The 19,392-nt window shown below is 64.3% G+C and carries 17 protein-coding genes, 1 tRNA gene and 1 pseudogene; 11 read left to right on the top strand and 8 right to left on the bottom strand.

Annotation, left to right across the window (positions count from 1 at the left end; genetic code table 11):
* The first annotated feature begins 4 nt into the window (after positions 1 to 4).
* The 6 genes and pseudogenes from ACX80M_RS07230 to ACX80M_RS07255 all read left to right on the top strand — a co-directional run bounded on the left by ACX80M_RS07230 (position 5) and on the right by ACX80M_RS07255 (position 5,638).
* Positions 5 to 1,381, top strand: coding sequence for a S8 family serine peptidase (locus ACX80M_RS07230; protein ID WP_252602407.1), 1,377 nt, complete (start codon positions 5 to 7; stop codon positions 1,379 to 1,381).
* Positions 1,382 to 1,419: 38 nt separating this feature from the next.
* Positions 1,420 to 2,919, top strand: a complete 1,500-nt coding sequence (locus ACX80M_RS07235; protein WP_252607801.1) for an NAD(P)/FAD-dependent oxidoreductase — start codon at positions 1,420 to 1,422, stop codon at positions 2,917 to 2,919.
* Positions 2,920 to 3,026: 107 nt separating this feature from the next.
* Positions 3,027 to 3,341, top strand: a pseudogene (locus ACX80M_RS07240) (ACT domain-containing protein); the annotation flags it as partial.
* A 220-nt stretch (positions 3,342 to 3,561) separates the two neighbouring features.
* Positions 3,562 to 3,972, top strand: coding sequence for a GNAT family N-acetyltransferase (locus ACX80M_RS07245; RefSeq protein ID WP_459309323.1), 411 nt, complete (start codon positions 3,562 to 3,564; stop codon positions 3,970 to 3,972).
* Between the two features lie 20 nt (positions 3,973 to 3,992).
* Positions 3,993 to 4,066 (top strand) — tRNA-Leu (locus ACX80M_RS07250).
* Between the two features lie 225 nt (positions 4,067 to 4,291).
* Complete coding sequence (locus ACX80M_RS07255) at positions 4,292 to 5,638, top strand: ABC transporter substrate-binding protein (RefSeq protein WP_252602399.1); 1,347 nt, start codon at positions 4,292 to 4,294, stop codon at positions 5,636 to 5,638.
* A 179-nt stretch (positions 5,639 to 5,817) separates the two neighbouring features.
* On the opposite strand, the gene ACX80M_RS07260 is transcribed toward ACX80M_RS07255, so the two are convergent.
* Genes ACX80M_RS07260 through ACX80M_RS07275 form a run of 4 tightly spaced genes read right to left on the bottom strand, consistent with a single transcriptional unit; the run spans position 5,818 to position 9,880 of the window.
* On the bottom strand, positions 5,818 to 6,588 hold the full coding sequence (locus ACX80M_RS07260) for an ABC transporter ATP-binding protein (RefSeq protein ID WP_252607804.1): 771 nt from the start codon (positions 6,586 to 6,588) through the stop codon (positions 5,818 to 5,820).
* Positions 6,585 to 7,622, bottom strand: coding sequence for an ABC transporter ATP-binding protein (locus ACX80M_RS07265; protein WP_252607805.1), 1,038 nt, complete (start codon positions 7,620 to 7,622; stop codon positions 6,585 to 6,587). Before ACX80M_RS07265 ends, ACX80M_RS07260 begins: the two co-directional genes overlap by 4 nt.
* Positions 7,619 to 8,587, bottom strand: coding sequence for a branched-chain amino acid ABC transporter permease (locus tag ACX80M_RS07270; protein WP_056343518.1), 969 nt, complete (start codon positions 8,585 to 8,587; stop codon positions 7,619 to 7,621). Before ACX80M_RS07270 ends, ACX80M_RS07265 begins: the two co-directional genes overlap by 4 nt.
* Positions 8,588 to 8,596: 9 nt before the next feature.
* Positions 8,597 to 9,880 carry a branched-chain amino acid ABC transporter permease gene (locus tag ACX80M_RS07275; protein WP_459309335.1) on the bottom strand — a complete coding sequence of 428 codons (1,284 nt, stop codon included), beginning with the start codon at positions 9,878 to 9,880 and terminating at the stop codon, positions 8,597 to 8,599.
* A 500-nt stretch (positions 9,881 to 10,380) separates the two neighbouring features.
* Here ACX80M_RS07275 and ACX80M_RS07280 point away from each other — a divergent pair, with 500 nt between their 5' ends.
* Complete coding sequence (locus tag ACX80M_RS07280) at positions 10,381 to 11,280, top strand: Bax inhibitor-1/YccA family protein (RefSeq protein ID WP_252602387.1); 900 nt, start codon at positions 10,381 to 10,383, stop codon at positions 11,278 to 11,280.
* A gap of 101 nt (positions 11,281 to 11,381) precedes the next feature.
* Here the strand turns inward: ACX80M_RS07280 and galK are convergent, their stop codons facing one another.
* Together galK and galT are read right to left on the bottom strand one after the other, a co-directional pair.
* Entirely contained in the window at positions 11,382 to 12,545 is a 1,164-nt protein-coding gene (gene galK / locus ACX80M_RS07285; RefSeq protein WP_252615000.1) for a galactokinase, read from the bottom strand.
* A 68-nt stretch (positions 12,546 to 12,613) separates the two neighbouring features.
* Positions 12,614 to 13,786, bottom strand: coding sequence for a galactose-1-phosphate uridylyltransferase (gene galT / locus ACX80M_RS07290; RefSeq protein ID WP_252602384.1), 1,173 nt, complete (start codon positions 13,784 to 13,786; stop codon positions 12,614 to 12,616).
* A gap of 150 nt (positions 13,787 to 13,936) precedes the next feature.
* Between galT and ACX80M_RS07295 the strand changes: the two genes are divergently transcribed.
* Genes ACX80M_RS07295 through ACX80M_RS07310 form a run of 4 tightly spaced genes read left to right on the top strand, consistent with a single transcriptional unit; the run spans position 13,937 to position 18,164 of the window.
* A complete protein-coding gene (locus ACX80M_RS07295) occupies positions 13,937 to 14,896 on the top strand; it encodes an aldose 1-epimerase family protein (RefSeq protein ID WP_252607808.1) in 960 nt (319 codons plus the stop codon).
* 40 nt (positions 14,897 to 14,936) lie between these two features.
* On the top strand, positions 14,937 to 16,250 hold the full coding sequence (locus ACX80M_RS07300; RefSeq protein WP_252602378.1) for an AI-2E family transporter: 1,314 nt from the start codon (positions 14,937 to 14,939) through the stop codon (positions 16,248 to 16,250).
* Between the two features lie 49 nt (positions 16,251 to 16,299).
* On the top strand, positions 16,300 to 17,538 hold the full coding sequence (gene ilvA / locus ACX80M_RS07305) for a threonine ammonia-lyase (RefSeq protein WP_104060985.1): 1,239 nt from the start codon (positions 16,300 to 16,302) through the stop codon (positions 17,536 to 17,538).
* 8 nt (positions 17,539 to 17,546) lie between these two features.
* Positions 17,547 to 18,164 carry a rhomboid family intramembrane serine protease gene (locus ACX80M_RS07310; RefSeq protein ID WP_252602375.1) on the top strand — a complete coding sequence of 206 codons (618 nt, stop codon included), beginning with the start codon at positions 17,547 to 17,549 and terminating at the stop codon, positions 18,162 to 18,164.
* 53 nt (positions 18,165 to 18,217) lie between these two features.
* On the opposite strand, the gene greA is transcribed toward ACX80M_RS07310, so the two are convergent.
* Together greA and ACX80M_RS07320 are read right to left on the bottom strand one after the other, a co-directional pair.
* Positions 18,218 to 18,712: a transcription elongation factor GreA gene (greA, locus tag ACX80M_RS07315; RefSeq protein WP_056343498.1), complete on the bottom strand. Its 495-nt coding sequence runs from the start codon at positions 18,710 to 18,712 to the stop codon at positions 18,218 to 18,220.
* A 152-nt stretch (positions 18,713 to 18,864) separates the two neighbouring features.
* The gene (locus ACX80M_RS07320; protein WP_252602373.1) at positions 18,865 to 19,323 is read right to left on the bottom strand and encodes a DUF4307 domain-containing protein; all 459 of its coding nucleotides are present in this window, start codon (positions 19,321 to 19,323) and stop codon (positions 18,865 to 18,867) included.
* Positions 19,324 to 19,392 lie beyond the last annotated feature (69 nt).

The following is a 19,392-nucleotide window of genomic DNA, read 5'->3' on the forward strand; positions in this document are numbered from 1 at the left end:
CCACATGACCAGAGCAACAGCACGGTTCCGCCGGGCCGCGTCAGCTCTCCTGGCGATGACCCTTGCAGGCGTCAGCGTGGCCGCAGGACTGACCCTGGCGCCCGCGGCCATGGCCGACGCTGAACGGGACAAGCAGTACTGGCTTGGCGAAGCCGGAATTACGAAGGCCTGGGAAGTTTCCAAGGGCGCCGGAGTCAAGATCGCGGTGATCGACAGCGGTGTGGATGCCCAGCACCCTGACCTGAAGGGCGCCGTCACCGGAGGCTTCGACGCGTCCGGGGCCGGCAGCCCCAACGGGCAGAAAAGCCTGGGGGTCAAGCCGGAACACGGGACCCTGGTAGCCACCATCCTGGCCGGCCGCGGCCACCAGCCCGCCGGCGCCACCGCTTCGCCCAGTCCCGGCCCCGCTGCCGCAGGCGGACCGGACGGCATGATTGGCGTGGCTCCTGAAGCTGAGATCCTGTCCGTGTCAACGTGGCTGGGATCGGCCAACCCCGCGGGAAAGAGCGATCAGGACCAGATCCCGGAAGCGGTCCGTTGGGCCGTGGACAACGGGGCCAAAGTCATTAACATTTCGCTGGGCAGCGCCACGCCGCAGTGGCCCCAGAGCTGGGACGCTGCCTTCCTCTATGCCGAGCAGAAGGATGTGGTGATCGTGGCCGCCGCCGGAAACCGGATAGGCGGCAACCTCCAGGTCGGGGCTCCCGCCACCATCCCCGGCGTCCTCACCGTCGCCGGCCTGGACCGCAAGGGTACAGCGAGCGTCGACTCGTCCTCCCAGGGGATCAGCATCGGTGTGGCGGCCCCGGCTGAAAACCTGCTGGGCGGGCTGCCGGGCGGCGGCTACGCAGAATGGGCGGGAACATCCGGAGCTGCCCCGATCGTTGCCGGTGTGGCCGCACTCATCCGTTCCAAGTGGCCGGAGATGAGCGCCAAGCAGGTCATCAACCGGATCGTCAGCACGGCCAAGGATGCCGGTCCTGCCGGAAAAGACCCGCTGTACGGCTTTGGCGTGCTGAACGCCGAGGCCGCCCTGAAGGACTCCGTCCCGGAAGCCGCCGCCAACCCGCTCGGCTCCATCTCGGACTGGATCCGCGTGCACCGCCGCGGCAACCTTGGTGCGCCGGCACCGGTGCCCACCGACGAAGTGGCCAGTGCCGTTCCCACGCTGCCCGAGCCCACTGTGCCCGCGGCGGAGGCGCCCTCACAGCGTGACAGTGCCGTTGGCGCCGCCGTCGTGATCGGTTCAGTGATCCTCTTTGTGGTGATCATCGGGGCAGCAGTCCTCCAGCTGCGGAGGGCTGCCCGAAACCCCGGAGCGGCGCGCGAGGAACCCGATACCGGCGCGTTCCAAACCGTTGATTCAGGCGGCAAATCGTAGTTAGTGAAGATTTTCACAAACTGTTGTATCCTTAAATCATGGCAACCACCCCAGAGCTCCAGGACCGTCCCAGGGTACTCGTCGTCGGCGGCGGGTACGTCGGCCTGTACGTAGCACTCAAACTGCAGAAGAAGATCGCGAATGCCGGTGGCATCGTCACCCTCGTGGATCCACTGCCCTACATGACTTACCAGCCCTTCCTGCCCGAAGTGGCCGGCGGCAACATCGAGGCCCGCCACGCGGTGGTCTCGCACCGCCAGCACCTGAAGCAGACTGAACTCATCCAGGGCAGCGTCACCTCGATCGACCACGCCAACCGCACCGCCGTCGTGGCGCCCGCGGACGGCGGAGAGCACATCGAGATCCCCTACTTCGACATCGTGGTGGCCGCAGGCGCCATCACCCGCACGTTTCCCATCAAGGGCCTGGCGGACAAGGGCATCGGCCTGAAGACCATCGAAGAGGCTGTGGCCCTTCGTAACAAGGTGCTGGAGCGCCTCGAGGCCGCGTCCACCATCGCGGACCCCGCTGCCCGCGCCAAGGCACTGACATTCGTGGTTGTCGGTGGCGGCTTCGCCGGCATCGAGTGCATCACCGAAATGGAAGACCTGGCCCGCGCCGCGGTCAAGAACAACCCCCGCATCCGCCAGGAAGAAGTACGCTTCGTCCTGGTTGAAGCCATGGGCCGCATCATGCCGGAGGTCACGGCACCGCAGGCCGAATGGGTTGTGGAGCACCTCCGCAGCCGCGGCATCGAGGTTCTGCTGAACACCTCCCTGGACAGCGCTGAGGGCTCCCTGAAGCTCATCAACCTCCCGGACAAGTCCCTCGCCCAGGAATTCGAAGCCGATACCCTCGTCTGGACTGCCGGCGTGCAGGCCAACCCGATGATCCGCTCCTCCGACTTCCCGCTGGAACCCCGCGGCCGCGTCCGCGTTCTGCCGGACCTCCGCATCGCCGGTGATGAAGGCATCATTGACAACGCCTGGGCCGCCGGCGACATCGCCGCCGTGCCGGACCTCACGGGCAGCGGCCTGCCGGACGGCACCTGCGTCCCGAACGCCCAGCACGCACTTCGCCAGGCCAAGCGTCTCGCCAAGAACCTGTGGGCTTCGCGCTGGGACAAGCCGCTGAAGGACTACAAGCACAAGAACCTGGGTGCTGTGGCCGGCTTCGGCGAGTGGAAGGGCGTTGCCAACATCAACATCCTGGGCCGCATCGGCCTCAAGGGCCCGCTCGCGTGGCTGGCACACCGCGGCTACCACGGTATGGCCATGCCCACCATGGAGCGCAAGGTCCGCGTCATCATGGGTTGGATCCTCGCGTTCTTTATGGGCCGCGACACCACCCAGCTGATCGACCTCGACAACCCGCGCGGTGCCTTCGTGGCCGCTGCCACACCGGCTCCCAAGCCGGCTGCGGCTGCTCCTGCCCCGGCGGCCAGCGCGCCCGAGGCATCCGCCGGAGCGGCAAAGCCCGGCTCCGCCGAGGCCACCAGCGTGGACCCCAAGCAGTCGGTCACCGCGGACGCCAAGTAACACCGGCATCTCGAACCAGCATTTGTAACGCCCGACGGCGGCTGTCCCCTTGAGGGATAGCCGCCGTTTTGGCGTTTCCCGCCTGGTGTCCCTTCTAGACTGGCAGCATGACTGGCGAAAAGAACCTCCAGACCCTGCTGGCAACCCTGAAACCGGTACTGCGGGAGGGGGAGTACGTCTACGTCCTGTGGCCGCATGGCAGGCCGCTAGAGCCCGGCATCGAAGCTGCCGTCCGTGAGGCCGAGGGCCTGACGGTCGTCCTGCCGCGGGAAAGGGCAGACAGCCTGGGGCTGCACTACGACTTTGTGGCGGCCTGGATCACCCTGGAAGTGCACTCTGCGCTGGAGGCTGTTGGCCTGACCGCCGCCGTCGGGAAGGCCCTGACCGACGCCAGGATCAGCTGCAACGTGCTGGCCGGCTTCCACCACGACCACCTGCTGGTGCCGGTGGCGGACGCACCACGCGCCGTCGAAGCCCTAGCTGAGCTGTCAGCGGCCAGCCGGCACGTGCCGCGGCCCGAGCTGCTGCTCAGGAACGAGACGGCCGCGGACAGGGACAAGATCCTCGCGTTGACGGGCGAGGCGTTCGCGGTCTCCCCGGTCACGGGCCTGCCGGTGGGGGGGGGAGCCCGAGGAGGTGGACGTGCTCCGCCGACTCTTCGAGTGCGAGGACTACCTGCCCGGGTTCAGCGTGGTGGCGGTGCTCGACGACGAAATAGTCGGCCATGTGATCAGCACCCGCGGCTGGGTGGGCGACTACGGGTTGCTGGGGCTCGGGCCCATCGGGGTGACGCCCAGGCTGCAGCGCCATGGGATCGGCAGCGCCCTCATGAATGACACCATCGCCCGGGCCAATGCGGCGGGGGAGGGCGGGATTGCGTTGCTGGGCAGCACCGAATACTACCCACGCTTCGGCTTCGTGCCGGCTACAAGTTTCGGCGTCCTGCCGCCCGACGAAACGTGGGGCGACCACTTCCAGCTGCTCCCGCTGGCGGCCTGGCCCGGCGGGGTCCACGGGACGTTCCGGTACGCCGCACCGCTTGCGGGCGAATGACGGGATACCATTGACCGGGCGCCCCAGTAGCCCAATTGGCAGAGGCAGCGGACTTAAAATCCGCGTGTTGTGGGTTCGAGTCCCACCTGGGGTACAAATTCTCCCTAGGGAGTTCCTCCTGATGCGCCCTTCCGCGCCTCCCGCGTGATCTCAACAGTCCTCTCCCGTTCATTGATTTCGCATATGCAACGACTGTTATAAGGATGTGACCTCAGTCACTTATATCCGCCGAAGATATGCATTAGCTTGAAGTTAAATCAGGAACACCTGATCATCCGCGTCAAAGGCCGTTCGCACCTTTCGATCCAGGAGATTGTCAATGATTTCACTTTCCCCGGCGGCACCCCGTCTTGCTAAGCTCACAGCGCTTAGCGTCGGCGTCGCCTTTCTGGTTACAGCCTGTGGTGGTACCTCCACCCCGAGCTCGACAGAAACCACCACGTCAGCAACTGGGATCTCCTGCCCCGCTCCCGGCGCGGCCCCCGGAAGCACAGCAAAGGCAGGCGCTGGAGGCGCTGTTCCGCCTGCAACCACCGTCACGGAAACGCCGCTCAAGCTGGGTTCCCTGCTCCCCACCACCGGCTCCCTGGCCTTCCTCGGGCCGCCCGAAATCGCGGGTGTGAATCTTGGCGTCAAGGAAGTTAATGATGCCGGGGGTGTCCTGGGCAAGCCTGTGGAAGTGATCCACCGTGACTCCGGCGACACTAAGACAGACATCGCCACGCAGTCCACCAGTGCGCTCCTCGGCCAGGGCGTCAGCGCCATCATTGGTGCCGCGTCTTCCGGTGTCTCCAAGACGGTCATCAACCAGATCACCGGTGCCGGTGTTATCCAGTTCTCGCCCGCCAATACTTCCCCGGATTTCACTACCTGGGATGACAAGGGCCTCTACTGGCGTACTGCGCCTTCAGATGTGCTGCAGGGTAAGGTCCTGGGCAACTACATGGCCACCTGTGGTGCACAGACTGTGGGCATGATCGTACTCAACGACGCCTACGGAACCGGCCTTGCCAGCAACGTCAAGTCCTCCTTCGAGGCAGCTGGTGGCAAAGTGGTTGCGGAAGAGCTGTTCAACGAGGGTGACTCCCAGTTCAGCAGCCAGGTGGACAAGGTCATCGCGGCCAAGCCTGACGCGATCGCCCTGATCACTTTTGACCAGGCCAAGAGCATCGTGCCGCTGATGACGGGCAAGGGTGTCAAGCCCACCCAGATGTTCCTTGTGGACGGCAACACCTCCGACTACAGCAAGGACTTCCAGGCCGGGACCCTGAAGGGCGCCCAGGGAACCATCCCTGGCACGTTCGCCAAGGAGGCGTTCAAGCAGAAACTGCTCGCCATTGATCCGGCACTGAAGGACTACAGCTACGCAGGTGAATCCTACGATGCTGTGAACCTGATCGCCCTTGCCACTGAAGCCGCCAAGAGCACCAGCGGCGTTGAGATTGCCAAGCAGCTCAAGGCGGTCTCGGAGTCGGGTGAGAAGTGCACCGACTTCGCCTCCTGTGTCACGCTGCTCCGCAACGGCAAGGACATCGACTACGACGGCCAGTCAGGTCCGGTGACGTTCTCTGACGCCGGCGACCCGACGGAAGCCTACATCGGCATCTACGAGTACCAGGACGATAACAAGTACGCACCGTCCAAGGAAGAATTCGGCAAGCTGTAAAGCCGCTTCCTCCACAAAGAACCCCCGCCCGGGTTGCACCGGGCGGGGGTTCTTTTTGTGTGCGCGAGGGGGTGAGGCACCCGGACGGCACCGGGGAACCACGGCAGGCCTGCAGAAGGGCCGCCACCGGACGGTGACGGCCCTTCTGCAGCTCCTGGCGGCGGCTGGACGGAGATGGCTTAGACCTCGTCCGCCAAGGTGCCGAGGTACAGCTGGATCACCTTGGGGTCCTTCATCAGTTCCCGCCCGGTTCCCGTGTAGGCGTCCCTTCCTTGGTCCAGCACGTAGGCGCGGTCGCAGATCTGGAGGCAACGGCGGGCATTCTGTTCCACCATGATCACCGAAACCCCTGCCCGGTTGATCTCGTGCACCCGCAGGAAGGTTTCGTCCTGCTTGACAGGGGAGAGGCCGGCGGAGGGCTCATCAAGGAGCAGGACGGCGGGCTCCATCATCAGCGCGCGTCCCATGGCCACCATCTGACGTTCGCCGCCGGAGAGCGACCCGGCCCGCTGGGCCCGGCGCTTGCCGAGCTCGGGGAACAGGCTGGTCACAAAATCAAAGCGCTCGGCGAAGTCTTTGGGGCGCTGGAACATGCCCATCTGCATGTTCTCTTCGATAGTCAGCGTGGCGAACACGTTGTTGTTCTGCGGGACGAATCCCACGCCCTTGGTCACCAACTTGTTGGCTTTGAGTCCGGTGATGTCCTGGCCACGAACCACAACGGTGCCCGAATGGACTTTCACCAGACCGAACATGGCCTTGAGAAGCGTCGATTTGCCGGCGCCGTTAGGACCAATAATGCCGATCAGTTCGCCCTTGCGAGCCTCGATATTGCAACCGTTGAGGATATTCACACCGGGAAGGTAGCCGGCAACGAGGTTTGTTACCTTGACGACCGAATCGTCGGTTGCTGCGCTACCGGCAGCGGGAGCCGCACTCGTGGCGCTCATTCTGTGTCCTTTTCTCTGCGACGTGGTTCTTCCGCACGATTCTCCTCGAGCTCCTGCTCGAGCACATCGATGGCGATGATGCCCGCATTCTCAGTACCGACAATCGATTCGTCGTCGGCCACCAGCTCGGCTGCAAGTTCCTTGATGCCCTCAGCGTCGCCAAGGTCCACGTCGTGATGGGCTCCCAGATAGGCATCGATGACTGCCGGATTCTTCATGACTTCGCCAGGGGGGCCCTCGGCAACGATCTTTCCTTCCGCCATCACCACCACCCAATCGGCAATATGGCGCACCATGTTCATGTCGTGCTCCACGAAAAGCACGGTCATGCCTTCAGCCTTGAGGTTCTTGATGTGGTCCAGGAGGGACTGGGTCAGCGCCGGGTTGACGCCTGCCATGGGCTCGTCCAGCATGACCAGCTTCGGCCTGACCATCAGCGAACGTGCCATTTCCAGGAGTTTCCGCTGGCCTCCGGAAAGCGAGGCAGCGTAGTCGTCCTTCTTGGCGTCCAGCTTGAACTTCTCAAGCAGGACGTTCGCCTGGGCAGTGATCTCCTTTTCCCGGCCGCCCCAGAGGCCCTTGAACAGGGCCTTGGAGAGGCGCTCACCGGGCTGTTCCGAGCCACCGAGCCGCATGTTCTCCATGACGGTGAGCTTGCCCATGACCTTGGTCAGCTGGAAGGTCCTCACCATCCCCATTCGTGCCACTTTGTAGGGTGAAACCCCGGCAAGGCTATTGCCTTCGAACTCCCATTTGCCGGAGTTCGGCATATCGAATCCGGTCAGCAGGTTGAAGAGGGTGGTCTTACCTGCACCGTTCGGGCCGATCAGCGCTGTGATCTTGTGCCGCGGGATCTCCAGGTATTCGACGTCGACGGCGTTGATGCCGCCGAAGCTGCGGGTGACGTTTGCCGCCACCACGATCGGATCGCGCTTCTTGCAGCCGGGAGCAGTGTCCCCGGCGGCAATCGGACGCGTGTCCGTCATGTAGTCAATTTTCTCCGACGGACGGGGTTCTTCGCTATGCGTGCTCATGCGAACGCCAGCTCCTTCTTGTTACCGAAGACGCCCTGGGGCCTGAAGATCATCAGCAGCATCAGTGCGACACCCACAAGGATGTAACGCAGCTGGCCGGCCTGGACTGTGTTCAGCCAGGTGACGGCGCCGGATTCGATCAGGCCGTACAGGATGCCCTGTGTGAGGGACAGCACCACCCAGAAGATCATCGCGCCGATGACGGGTCCCAGCACCGTGCCGAGGCCGCCGAGCAACAGGCAGGTGTACAGGAAGAACGTCAGCTCGGTGCCGTAGTTGGCCGGCTGGACTGCGCCGCGGGGGAGCGTAAAGATCATGCCCGCCAGGGCGCCGAGCACGCCACCGATGATGAGGGCCTGCATTTTGTAGGCATACACGTTCTTGCCGAGGGACCGGACCGCGTTTTCGTCCTCGCGGATGCCCTTGAGTACGCGGCCCCAGGGGCTCCTCATCAGCAGCCACACAAGGGTGCAGCAGATGATGACGAGGCCCCAGCCGACGATGCGGATGAAAAAGTCCCGGTTGTTCATGCCCATGTACGAACCCGCCGGGAACGGGTTCATGGCGTAGAACCCGCCTTCGAAGGCGGCCAGGCCGTTGGCCGAACCGGTCACGGCGGTCAGCTGGTTGGTCGTGACAATATAGCGGACGATTTCCGCGGCTGCGATCGTGACGATAGCCAGGTAGTCCGCGCGCAGCCGCAGGGTCGGTATGCCCAGGAGCATCGCGAAGATAGCCGAGCAGATCACGGCGATGACCAGTCCCACAAAGAAGGGCACACCAAAGGTGAGCGTCGAGATGGCGAAGCCGTAGGCGCCCACCGCCATAAAGCCGGCCTGGCCAAAGTTCAGCAGGCCGGAGTAGCCGAAGTGGACTGCCAGTCCGAGGGCCGCAAGAGCATAGGCCGCGGTGGTCGGGCTGAAGAGTTCGCTGGCAGCGCTGGAGAAAATGAATCCGAAATCCATGGCTGTCTCCTAACCCACGCGCTCGCGACGGCCCAGGATGCCCTGGGGCCGGAACAAGAGGACAACAATCATGATGAACAGTGCTCCCACATACTTGAGGTCGGCAGCGAGGCCGAAAACGGTGGTCAGCTCTACGAAGATGCCGACGATGATGGACCCGATGAGGGCGCCGAAGACGGTGCCGAGGCCGCCCAGGGTCACGCCGGCGAAGATGAGCAGCAGGATCTGCGAACCCATGTCGAAGGTCACGCCCGGCCGGTAATAGGCCCATAGGATTCCGCCGAGGGAGGCGAGCATGCCGCCGGTAACCCAGACGATCCGGATGACCGAGTCGACGTCGATGCCGGACGCGGCCGCCAACGCCGGGTTGTCGGCCACCGCGCGGGTGGCCTTGCCCAGCCGGGTCTTGAGCAGGATGATGCCGATCAGCGCGATTACGATAGCGCTGATGATGAGCGACCAGAGGTTGTTGGGAGAGATGGAGACCGGACCCAGTTGGATCTCGGCGCTCTGGGCAAAGGGCAGTTGCTGCGTGGCGCCGCCAAAGTAGAACTGGATGACGTACCGGACGGCGAGGGCGAGCCCGATGCTGACGATCATCATGGGCACCAGGCCCGTTCCGCGGCGGCGAAGTGGCTTCCAGAGTCCGGCGTCCTGGACGTAGCCGAAGAGGCCGCCGCCGAGGAGCGAAAGGATCAAGGCAAGCCAGAAGGGGAGGCCTATGGCGTTAAAGGCGAAGACCAGTACAGCGCCCAGGGTGACCATTTCCCCATGGGCGAAGTTAGTCAGCCCCGTGGTTCCGAAGATCAGGGAAAGTCCCACGGAGGCCAGTGCCAGCAGGAGACCGAAGCTCAGCCCAGCAACGAGCCGGTTGAGGAGATTCTGGCCGAAGTCCTGCTGTTGCACCACGATGCCCTCACCGAAGGCGAAAATCACCGAGAGGTTGGAGGTCTGGCTAAACGTGACACTGCGGGGGTTATCCTGGCCTTCTGCGAGCCTGATGCCCTCTGGCAGGGTCGATTCGTCCAGCTCGATCTCATAGGTGCCCTGGACAGGGACACCGATGCTCCAGGACCCGTTGGCCGCGGATGTGGCGGTCCCTTCGAAGTCCCCGCTCCTAGCGGTTATGGTCACATCGGCGATGGGGGCGCGCGCGTCATCCCGAAGGAAGCCGCTGATGTTGTTCTGGAAGGTCGTAAGCGACGGGGATGGTGTCGGAGACGGCGAAGTGGCTTGTGATGCCGGGGCGACGACGAGCAGTATCGCCACGACAGAGGCAAAGACGGCCCCTATCACTTTCAGCAATCCGCCCGGCCGTCTGTGCGGCGAGCCTTTGGGTGTACTTCTCAAAATTAAAATCCTCCACTTGGGTGGGGTGGCCAGGGATGCGCCATTGCAACCACTGCAAACGTCACGGGACGGATAGTGGTGCTTTCTGCAGGCTGGGGGCCTGATTGTGATATCCGTCACCGTGTGTGGTTTATGTTACAGCTCGTCAGAGGCAAATTTTAGGCTGGGGGGAGGCCGTCGGGTAGCGATCGCATAACAACTGCGTTACAGCCATGGCGCATTGGCAAAGTGTTCGCAAAGAAACTTCTGTTGATCAGCAGTATTCCTCAGGGGTCGGTCTGGCCTACGCGCGGCCCGGGGGCGCGTGCGACCGTCCACTCGGATGCATCACGGTTGCGTTTCGGCGCCATGGATGGGGAACTTATTGAAGCGCGGGCACGTGGAAGTTGGTAACGTGAACCTTAACTTCAGCAACCCACCCCCTTACTTGGAGGACACCAGCAATGGCACTTGGCGGAAACCCGATCTTCAACGGAAAAAATTTCCGTGGAGCCACCCAGGCACCGCCTGTCCCGCAGGCGCCCTACGGACAGACCCAGTACGGCCAGCAGCCTTACGGCCAGCGGGCTCCCGGCCAGGTCATGGATCCCCAGAACGGCTGGGGCCAGCAGCAGAACATGACCGATGAGCAGTTGCGCCAGATGTACAACCAGCCGGCCGCAGGTCCCGCGGACACCGGCCGGATGACGTACGACGACGTCATCGTCAAGACTGCTGCCTGCCTCGGAGTCCTGCTGGCCGGTGCCGCGGTGACCCTGTTCGTCAGCATGGGGCTGGCCAGCATCCTGATGATCGTCGGTGCGCTGGGCGGCTTCGTCCTGGCACTGGTCAACACGTTCAAGAAGCAGCCTTCGCCGGCCCTGATCCTGGCCTATGCCGGGCTCGAAGGCCTGTTCCTCGGCGGCCTCACCCGCGTGCTTGACCTGATGTACCCGGGAGTCGGCCTGCAGGCCGTCATCGGCACGCTGTCCGTGTTCACCGTGACGCTGCTCCTGTTCAAGAGCGGCAAGGTGCGCGCCTCTCCCAAGGCCATGAAGTTCTTTATGATCGCCCTGGTGGGTTACGGCCTGTTCTCCGTGGTCAACCTAGTCATGATGATGACGGGTATGACGACGGAACCGTTCGGCCTGCGCAGCGGCATCATTGGTGTTGTCATCGGCATCCTGGCCATTGGCCTGGCCGCGTTCTCCCTGGTCATGGACTTCACCAGCATCGAAGCCGGCGTTCAGAGCGGTGCGCCGCAGCGCTTCTCCTGGACCGCGGCCTTCGGCCTGACGGTCACCCTGGTCTGGCTGTACGTGGAGATCATCCGCGTCCTGGCCATCCTCCGCGGCGAGGACTGACAACAAAACCCGGCATCCGCCGTCGTAATTCGCACTCACAAGAAGAGGGCCCCACCGATGCATTTCGCATCAGGCGGGGCCCTCTTTTTGCGGTATCAGCGCTACGAAATGCGCATGGCTCCCTCTGCAGGGGTCACCGTGAAGATGTCAGGGGCCCTGTAGCCGGCTTCTTCGAAGGCACGCACGACGGCGGCCCGCACCTGCTGCTCCGACGTCACCGGGGTGAGCGCGATGGCGGCCCCGCCGAAGCCACCGCCGGTCATCCGGGCGCCGATTGCGCCGTTGGCGCGGGAGGTGGCCACCGCCAGATCCAGCTCCGGGCAGGAGATTTCAAAGTCGTCCCGCATGGAAATGTGACTGGCGTCCAGCAGCGCGCCGATGGAAATGGGGCCCGCACTGGCCAGCAGCTCCACGGTCTGCAGCACGCGGTTGTTTTCGGTCACGATATGGCGCACGCGCCGGTAGGTGACCTCGTCCAGGAGGCCGGCGGCTTCTTCCAGGTCCTCCATCCGGACGTCACGCAGTGCCTTGACGCCCAGGACCTCGGCGCCCAGTTCGCAGGACGCGCGACGGGAAGCGTACCCGCCGTCGGCATGGGAGTGGGAGACGTTGGTATCGATCACCAGCATCACCAGCCCTGCAGGTTCTGTTTCGAAGGGAACCAGCTGAACGCTCTGGTCGCGGCAGTCCAGGAAGACTGCGTGCCCCTTGGATCCGCGCAACGACGCTGACTGGTCCATGATGCCCGTGGGGGCGCCGACAAAGTCGTTCTCTGCGCGCTGGGTGGCGAGGACCATCTCCTCGGGTTCAAGCCCCGCTCCCGTCAGATCATTCAGGGCTGAGATGACCGCGCATTCGATGGCGTGCGATGAGGACAGGCCGGCGCCCAGGGGGACGTTGGAATCCAGCAGCAGGTCCACCCCCGGAACGGTGATGCCCTGCTGCTGCAACGCCCACATCACACCGAGCGGATACTTCGTCCAGCCCTTGGCGGAAGCCGCGTCCAAAGAGCCGAGGTCAGCGGTGACCATGCCGTGGTCACCATAAGTGGAGAGGAGCCTGACCATGGAGTCCGGACGGACTGCAACAGCCACCCGGGCGGTCCGATCGATCGCGAACGGGAGCACAAAACCCTCGTTGTAGTCGGTGTGCTCGCCGATGAGGTTAACGCGTCCCGGTGCCTGCCAGACGCCGTCGGGAAGCCTGCCGAACTCCTGCCCAAAGCGGGCGGCCAGGTCCGCCGTGCCGGGCTGCGCTGTATCCAGGTCCTCAGTGCCCGGTTCCGCCGGGTTGGTCAGAGGGGTCCGGGCAGTCGACGCGTCAGGGGAGGCGCTCACGCGTGTACTCCTTCAGGCAGGGCCCCCAGAGCAGCAGGGACGGTTGCTGCAGGGACGGGGCTGGACTCCGGAACCACCACGGCACGGAGCCGCTCCGCCACGCTTTCCGGGGTGGTGTCATTGATAAAGGCGCCCATGGCGGCTTCGGAGCCGGCCAGGAACTTGAGCTTGTCCGCTGCCCGGCGGGGCGACGTCAGCTGGAGGTGCAGGTAGCTGGCGGGGCGCAGGAGGTCGTCAAGAGGGGCCTGGTGCCAGGCGGAAATGTAGGGCGTCGGCGTCGGATACAGGGCATCGAGCCGTTTGAGCAGGTCAAGGTAGACATGGGCCAGTTCATCCTTTTCCTCACCGCTCAAGGCGGCCAGGTCGGGTACCTGCCGGTGCGGCACCAGGTGGATTTCCAGCGGCCAGCGGGCAGCGAACGGCACGTAGGCGCTGAAATTCTCGCCCTCCATCACCATTCGGCTCCCGTCCTCGCGTTCCGCCCGCAGAAGCGAGCCCGTGAGCGTCTGCCGCCCGTCGGACCCATCATAGAACTTGCGTGCGGCCGCTCCGATGACCCCTGCCCGGGGCGTGACGTAGGGGTACGCATAGATCTGGCCATGCGGGTGGTGGAGGGTGACGCCGATGTCGGCCCCGCGGTTTTCGAACGGGAACACCTGCTTGATCCCCGGCAGTTTGCTGAGGACTTCGGTGCGGTGCGCCCACGCCTCAACTACAGTCCGGGCGCGGGCCTCACCCAGGCCACTGAACGATCCCGTGTGCTCGGGAGTGAACGCCACTACTTCGCAGCGTCCGTACGCGGGTCCGGTGGTGCCCCAGGCCGGAGTGGACGGCACTGGGCCCACAGCCGGGCCCAGCGACGGGAAGCGGTTTTCAAACACCACAACGTCGTAGTCGGGTGCTGGGATCTCGGAGGGGTTGTTCAGTGTGGTGGGGCAGATGGGGCACTGGTCGGCAGGCGGGAGGTGGGTGCGGGACTGCCGGTGCGCCGCGACGGCCACCCATTCGTCGGTGAGGGCATCGAAGCGTACTTCGCCAGGCTCGCCGCGCTCGGGCAAGGGCCGGTGATCGGTGGTGGTGGCCGCCGTGCGGGGCTGGGCAGTGGCGCCGTCGTCGAAATAAATCAGCTCCCGGCCATCGGCGAGCGTGGTGGTGGTGATACCTGTCATGGCGGGGTCCTTTGCGTGCTGGTGCCGGAGGTGCCGGGCGTCCGTTGCCTCGATCATCCCATATTTCGCTCAAAAATGAATAGTTTCACACAAAAGAGAACATTTCGCGGTGATGGCAGGCTGTCCTTGCCCACTGTTACGGTGGTGCTCATGACTTCGAGTGCAACCCCGGACGCGAGCATTCCCGTCGGATTCCAGACCTACGCCACCGGCCGGCAGTACGAACTCCGCAGGGGTGACGCGTTGGCCGTTGTGACTGAGTTGGCGGCCGGCCTGCGGCTCTACAGCCGCGCCGGTGTCCAGCTAACCGAGACCTATGGGGACGCCGAGATTTCCCCCGGCGCCGCCGGGATCACCCTCGCCCCCTGGGCAAACAGGGTGGAGGACGGGCTCTGGTACCTGGACGGTAAGAAGCAGCAACTGGACATCACGGAGGTTTCACGGAACAACGCCAGCCATGGACTGCTCCGCAACTCCGCCTACAGCTTGGTTGATGAAGAGCAATATTCCGTGACCCTCGAGGCGACGGTCTTCCCGCAGCATGGCTACCCCTTCCTGGTGCGGCACCGTGTCCAGTACCTTCTCGGTGAGGACCTTGGCCTGGAAGTCCGCCAGACGCTGATCAACGATTCCAACACGTCAGCGCCGTTCGTCCTGGGCGCCCACCCTTACCTGCGGCTGGGCGACGCGGACGTGGACCACCTGACCCTGACCGTCGCCGCCGGCACCCGACTGGTGGCGGACCAGCGCCTGATTCCGCGGAGCTCGGAGCCCGTCAGCGGGGACAGTGACTTCCGCAGCGGCCAAACGGTGGGGGACCTTGAGATCGATGTCGCCCTCACTGACCTGACGTTCGACGGCGGTGCGGCCCGCCATGTGCTCAGCGCACCTGACGGCCGCAGTGTCACGTTGTGGCAGGACGAATCCTGCGGCTACGTCCACATCTTTGTGACAAGTGAGCTGCCCGGCAGGCCCAGGGCGGTGGCCATCGAACCCATGACCGGTCCAGCCAACGCCTTCAACTCGGGTGACGGGCTGCGCTGGCTCCCGGCAGGAGAATCGTTCACGATGACCTGGGGGATTGATGCTGTCCTGGGCGGGGCCGGGTAGCCGTTTCGCATAAGGGCCTGTGCTGAGGAAGTATTAGGCTATGACGCCAGCCGAGGACGCCACACCACCCGATTCAACGCCCACAGGCACGGTACCGGACACGGTCCGGCCTGTGGAACCCGTCCGTCCGGCCCGGGTGCGGGCGGACCGGGAGCTTGAGAAGGACATTCCCTACGGTATCCGGATCGCTGCGTCGTGGGCCTGGCGGCTTGGTCTCATCCTGTTGATGGCCGGCGCCCTGATTTGGCTGCTCAGCCGGATCAGCTTCCTGATTATCCCCGTTATGGTGGCCGCGCTCCTGGCCGGACTGCTGAGCCCGGTGGTGCGCTGGCTGCGGAGCAGGCGCCTTCCGAACGGCGCCGCGGTGGCCATCACGGTGCTGGGGTTCATCGGCGTGATTGCTGGCGCCCTTGCCCTGGTGGGTCGCCAGCTGGCCGCAGGATTCGGGGAACTGTGGTCCCAGGCGCTGACGGGCGTGAGGCAGGTCCAGGACTGGCTGGCCGAAGGACCCCTGCACCTCACCGCCGACCAGATCGACCAGTACCTCAAGGAAGCATCCGCCGCACTCCAGAACAACAGCAGCAGCATCCTCAGCGGTGCGTTGTCCTTCGGCAGCACCGCAGGCCACTTCGCCGCGGGAATGGTGCTGGCCCTGTTCATCCTGATCTTCTTCCTGCTCGAAGGCGACAGGATCTGGGCCTTCCTGGTCCGCCTCCTCCCGAAGAAAGCGCGTGCGGCAACGTTCGGTGCCGGACGCAAGGGCTGGGCTTCGATGGTCAGCTACGCACGGATCCAGATGTTTGTTGCGTTTGTTGACGCGGTAGGCATCGGCGCCGGCGCGGCCATCATCGGGGTGCCGCTTGCCCTGCCCCTGAGCGTGCTTGTGTTCATCGGTTCCTTTATCCCCGTAGTCGGTGCCCTGGTGACCGGGGCCATCGCCGTGCTCCTGGCCCTGGTGGCCAACGGGCCGGTCAACGCCCTGATCATGCTGGCTATCGTCCTGCTGGTCCAGCAGCTGGAGAGCCACATCCTGCAACCCCTCGTGATGGGCAAGGCCGTGGCCCTGCACCCGGTGGCGGTCATCCTCTCTGTGGCGGCGGGTTCGTACCTTGCGGGCATCCCCGGCGCGCTGTTCTCAGTCCCCATCCTCGCCGTAGCAAACTCCGCAATTCGCTACATCGCGGCCAGAACGTGGGAGCATGAACAGGTGCTGGCAACCCCCGGAGGGCCGGTGACGCCAGGTCCGGACCATGATGACTCCATCAGGGACGTCCGGTTGCCGGGCTTCAAGCCCAAGCGCGGCAAGGACGCCGCAGCCAGCACAGAAGCAGCCAATCCGGACGCCCAGGCCTGAAACATGAGCCAAGGCGCCGGAGCCGTATCCACCCAAGGAGCATAAGTCCGTGAACACCCTTGAAACCCTTCCCGTCACGCTGGACGATGTCCTGGAGGCGCAGAAGCTGCTCGAGGGGATTATTATGCGGACCCCGGTGGAATCGTCACGGGCCCTGGGCGGGATGGTTGGCGGCGACGTCTTCTTCAAGTGCGAAAACCTGCAGCGGGCCGGATCGTTCAAGGTCCGCGGTGCCTATGTCCGCATGGCCAAGCTCTCGGCTGAGGACAAAAAACGCGGTGTTGTGGCCGCGTCAGCCGGAAACCACGCACAGGGCGTGGCCGTAGCCGCCAAAAGCCTGGGCATCAAGGCCCGCATCTACATGCCGCTGGGCGTAGCCCTCCCGAAACTGGCGGCCACGCGCAGCCACGGTGCGGAGGTGATCCTCCACGGCCACAACGTGGATGAGGCCCTCGCCGAGGCGCAGCGCTACGCCGATGAGTCCGGCATGGTCTTTGTGCACCCTTTCGACAATGTTGATGTGGTGTCCGGCCAGGGAACCATCGGCCTGGAGATTCTCGAGCAGATCCCCAATGTGGACACCATCCTGATGGGTGTGGGCGGCGGCGGGCTGCTGGCCGGAGTTGCTGTCGCCGTCAAGGCCCGGGCCAGGGAACTTGGCCGGGAAATCCGCATCATCGGTGTCCAGGCCGAAAATGCTGCGGCTTATCCGCCGTCACTCGCCGCCGACGCACTGGTTCCGCTGAAGAAAGTGTCCACCATGGCTGACGGCATTGCGGTGGGGCGGCCCGGACAGCTGCCCTTCAGCATCATCCGCGAGCTGGTGGATGATGTTGTCACGGTCAGCGAGGATTCCCTGGCGCGGGCCCTGATCTTCCTGCTGGAGCGGGCCAAGATGGTGGTGGAACCCGCCGGGGCGGTTGGAGTTGCGGCCTTGATGGACGGCAAAATCGAAAACCCCGGGACCACGGCCGTGATCCTGTCCGGCGGCAATATCGATCCGATGCTGATGCTTAAAGTCATCCAGCGGGGCCTGTCCGCCGCCGGGCGCTACATGACAGTCCGGATGATGCTGGATGACCGGCCGGGCTCGCTGGCCACCATCGCCCGCATCATCGCCGAAAACGATGCGAACGTCACGGGCCTGGATCACACGCGTGTTGGCGGCTCCATCAGCATGGGCGACGTTTCCATCACCGTGAACCTCGAAACCAAGGGCCACGAACATTGTGAGCAGGTCCTCGGCGCCCTTCGTGCCGAGGGTTTCCAGCCCATTGTGGTGCATTAGGAGCAGCCATGCTTGACGCGATGGGGGACGGAAAGCCGCGGAACCGGGAAACCACAGCCTCGCGGGCGAAGGGCGGACTGTTGGTGGCCGGCGGCTTTGTGGCCGTGCTCTTTGTGATCGAACTGTTCAACATGCTGACCCTGCATGCCCTGAACCGGACTTTCGGGCTCCGCCCCCGGTCCGCGGACGGGCTTCTGGACATCCTGACGTTCCCGCTGCTGCACGCCAATCTGAACCACCTGCTGTCCAATGCCCTGCCCCTGGTCGTCTTCGGCTTCCTGGTGTTCCTCTCCGGCGTGAGGGTGTTCCTGACGGCCCTCGGGTTCAGCTGGCTGGGCTCCGGACTGACAGTGTGGCTGATTGGCGACGGCGGCATTACCGTTGGCGCCTCCGGCCTGGTTTTCGGATTGTTCGCCTTCCTCCTGGTACGGGGTTTCTTCAACCACAGCTGGCGCCAGATCCTGCTCGCCGTGGTGCTGTTTATGGTCTACGGAGGCATCCTGCTGGGGGTGCTGCCCATCATGGGCAGCTACATCTCCTGGCAGGCGCACCTCGGCGGCGCGGCAGGCGGAGTTGCCGCTGCCCTGTTGCTGCGCCCCAAGCACACAAGAACGCCGGCCCCCTGACGGGGACCGGCGTTGGCCAGGCTTGGTTAGCCTGAAACGATCAGTGTGAAGCGTCAGCCTGCGTAAGGCTTGGCGGAGAGGATCTCCACCGTGATGTCCTTGCCGTTCGGAGCCGTGTAGCTGAGCTTCGCGCCCTCTTTGTGGCCGACGATTGCGGCGCCGAGGGGTGACTTCTCACTGAACACGTCCAGGTCTGAATCGCCGGCGATTTCGCGGGACCCCAGCAGGAATGTCTCTTCGTCGCCTGCGATCCGGGCAACAACGAGCATGCCGGGCTCCACAATGCCGTCGTCAGCGGGGGACTCGCCTACGTGGGCATCGCGCAGAAGGGCCGTCAGCTGGCGGATCCGGGCTTCGATCTTGCCCTGCTCTTCTTTGGCTGCATGGTAGCCGCCGTTTTCCTTTAGGTCGCCCTCTTGCCGGGCAGCTTCAATCTTCTGGACGATCTCCGCACGGCCAGGGCCGGAAAGGTGGTCCAGCTCTGCCTTCAGGCGGTCAAAAGCTTCCTGGGTGAGCCAGGCTGCAGGCGCGCTGTTGGTGGTAGACACGGACTTCTCCTAATGGTCGTACATGCAAAAGACCCCGCAACGGTGGCCACGTATGGAACTCAGCAACCAGCTCAGCGGGGTAAAGGTATTGACCCATTGTAGTCAAAACTCTGGACATACCCAACCCGGGATGGGGCATAGATCACACGGCGCTACGTCCCGGCACTCGGAATCCAGCAGTCGTCCACCACGCCGGAAACTGACAAGGACTCCGTCCGGAGTGTCACGCGCTGCGAAACTGTCCTGCCGCCGTCGGCCGTTCCGTCAGCTTTCCCGGGCGGGATGTCCACTACTTTCCAGCCCACCACGGCGAACTTGGAGTCGAGGGCCTTGACGGCGCACTTGACGGCCGTCCCTGGTTCCCGGGTGACCTGGAAATCAACCTCGGTCGCCGTGGCATCGGTGGTGCTGAAACCGATGTCCTTGAACGTCACGTCAGAGCCGGCTGAGGACGTGGAGACCCAGGCCATAAACCCCACTCCGGCCGCCAGCGCCGCTACGGCAATGCCACGTTTGACCGCACGCGGGAGGGGCTGCTTTTTACTGCCATAACGATTGGCTAGGCTAGTGTCTGCAGGCGGGGACGCGGCGGGCTGATCCTGGGTAGTCACCAGTCCAGTTTAGTTCGGTTCCAGGCCGTGGCCGTCCGGGCCGGATCAGCACCCCCGGCACAGCTGTCC

The organism is Pseudarthrobacter sp. MDT1-22 (genome assembly GCF_054511035.1).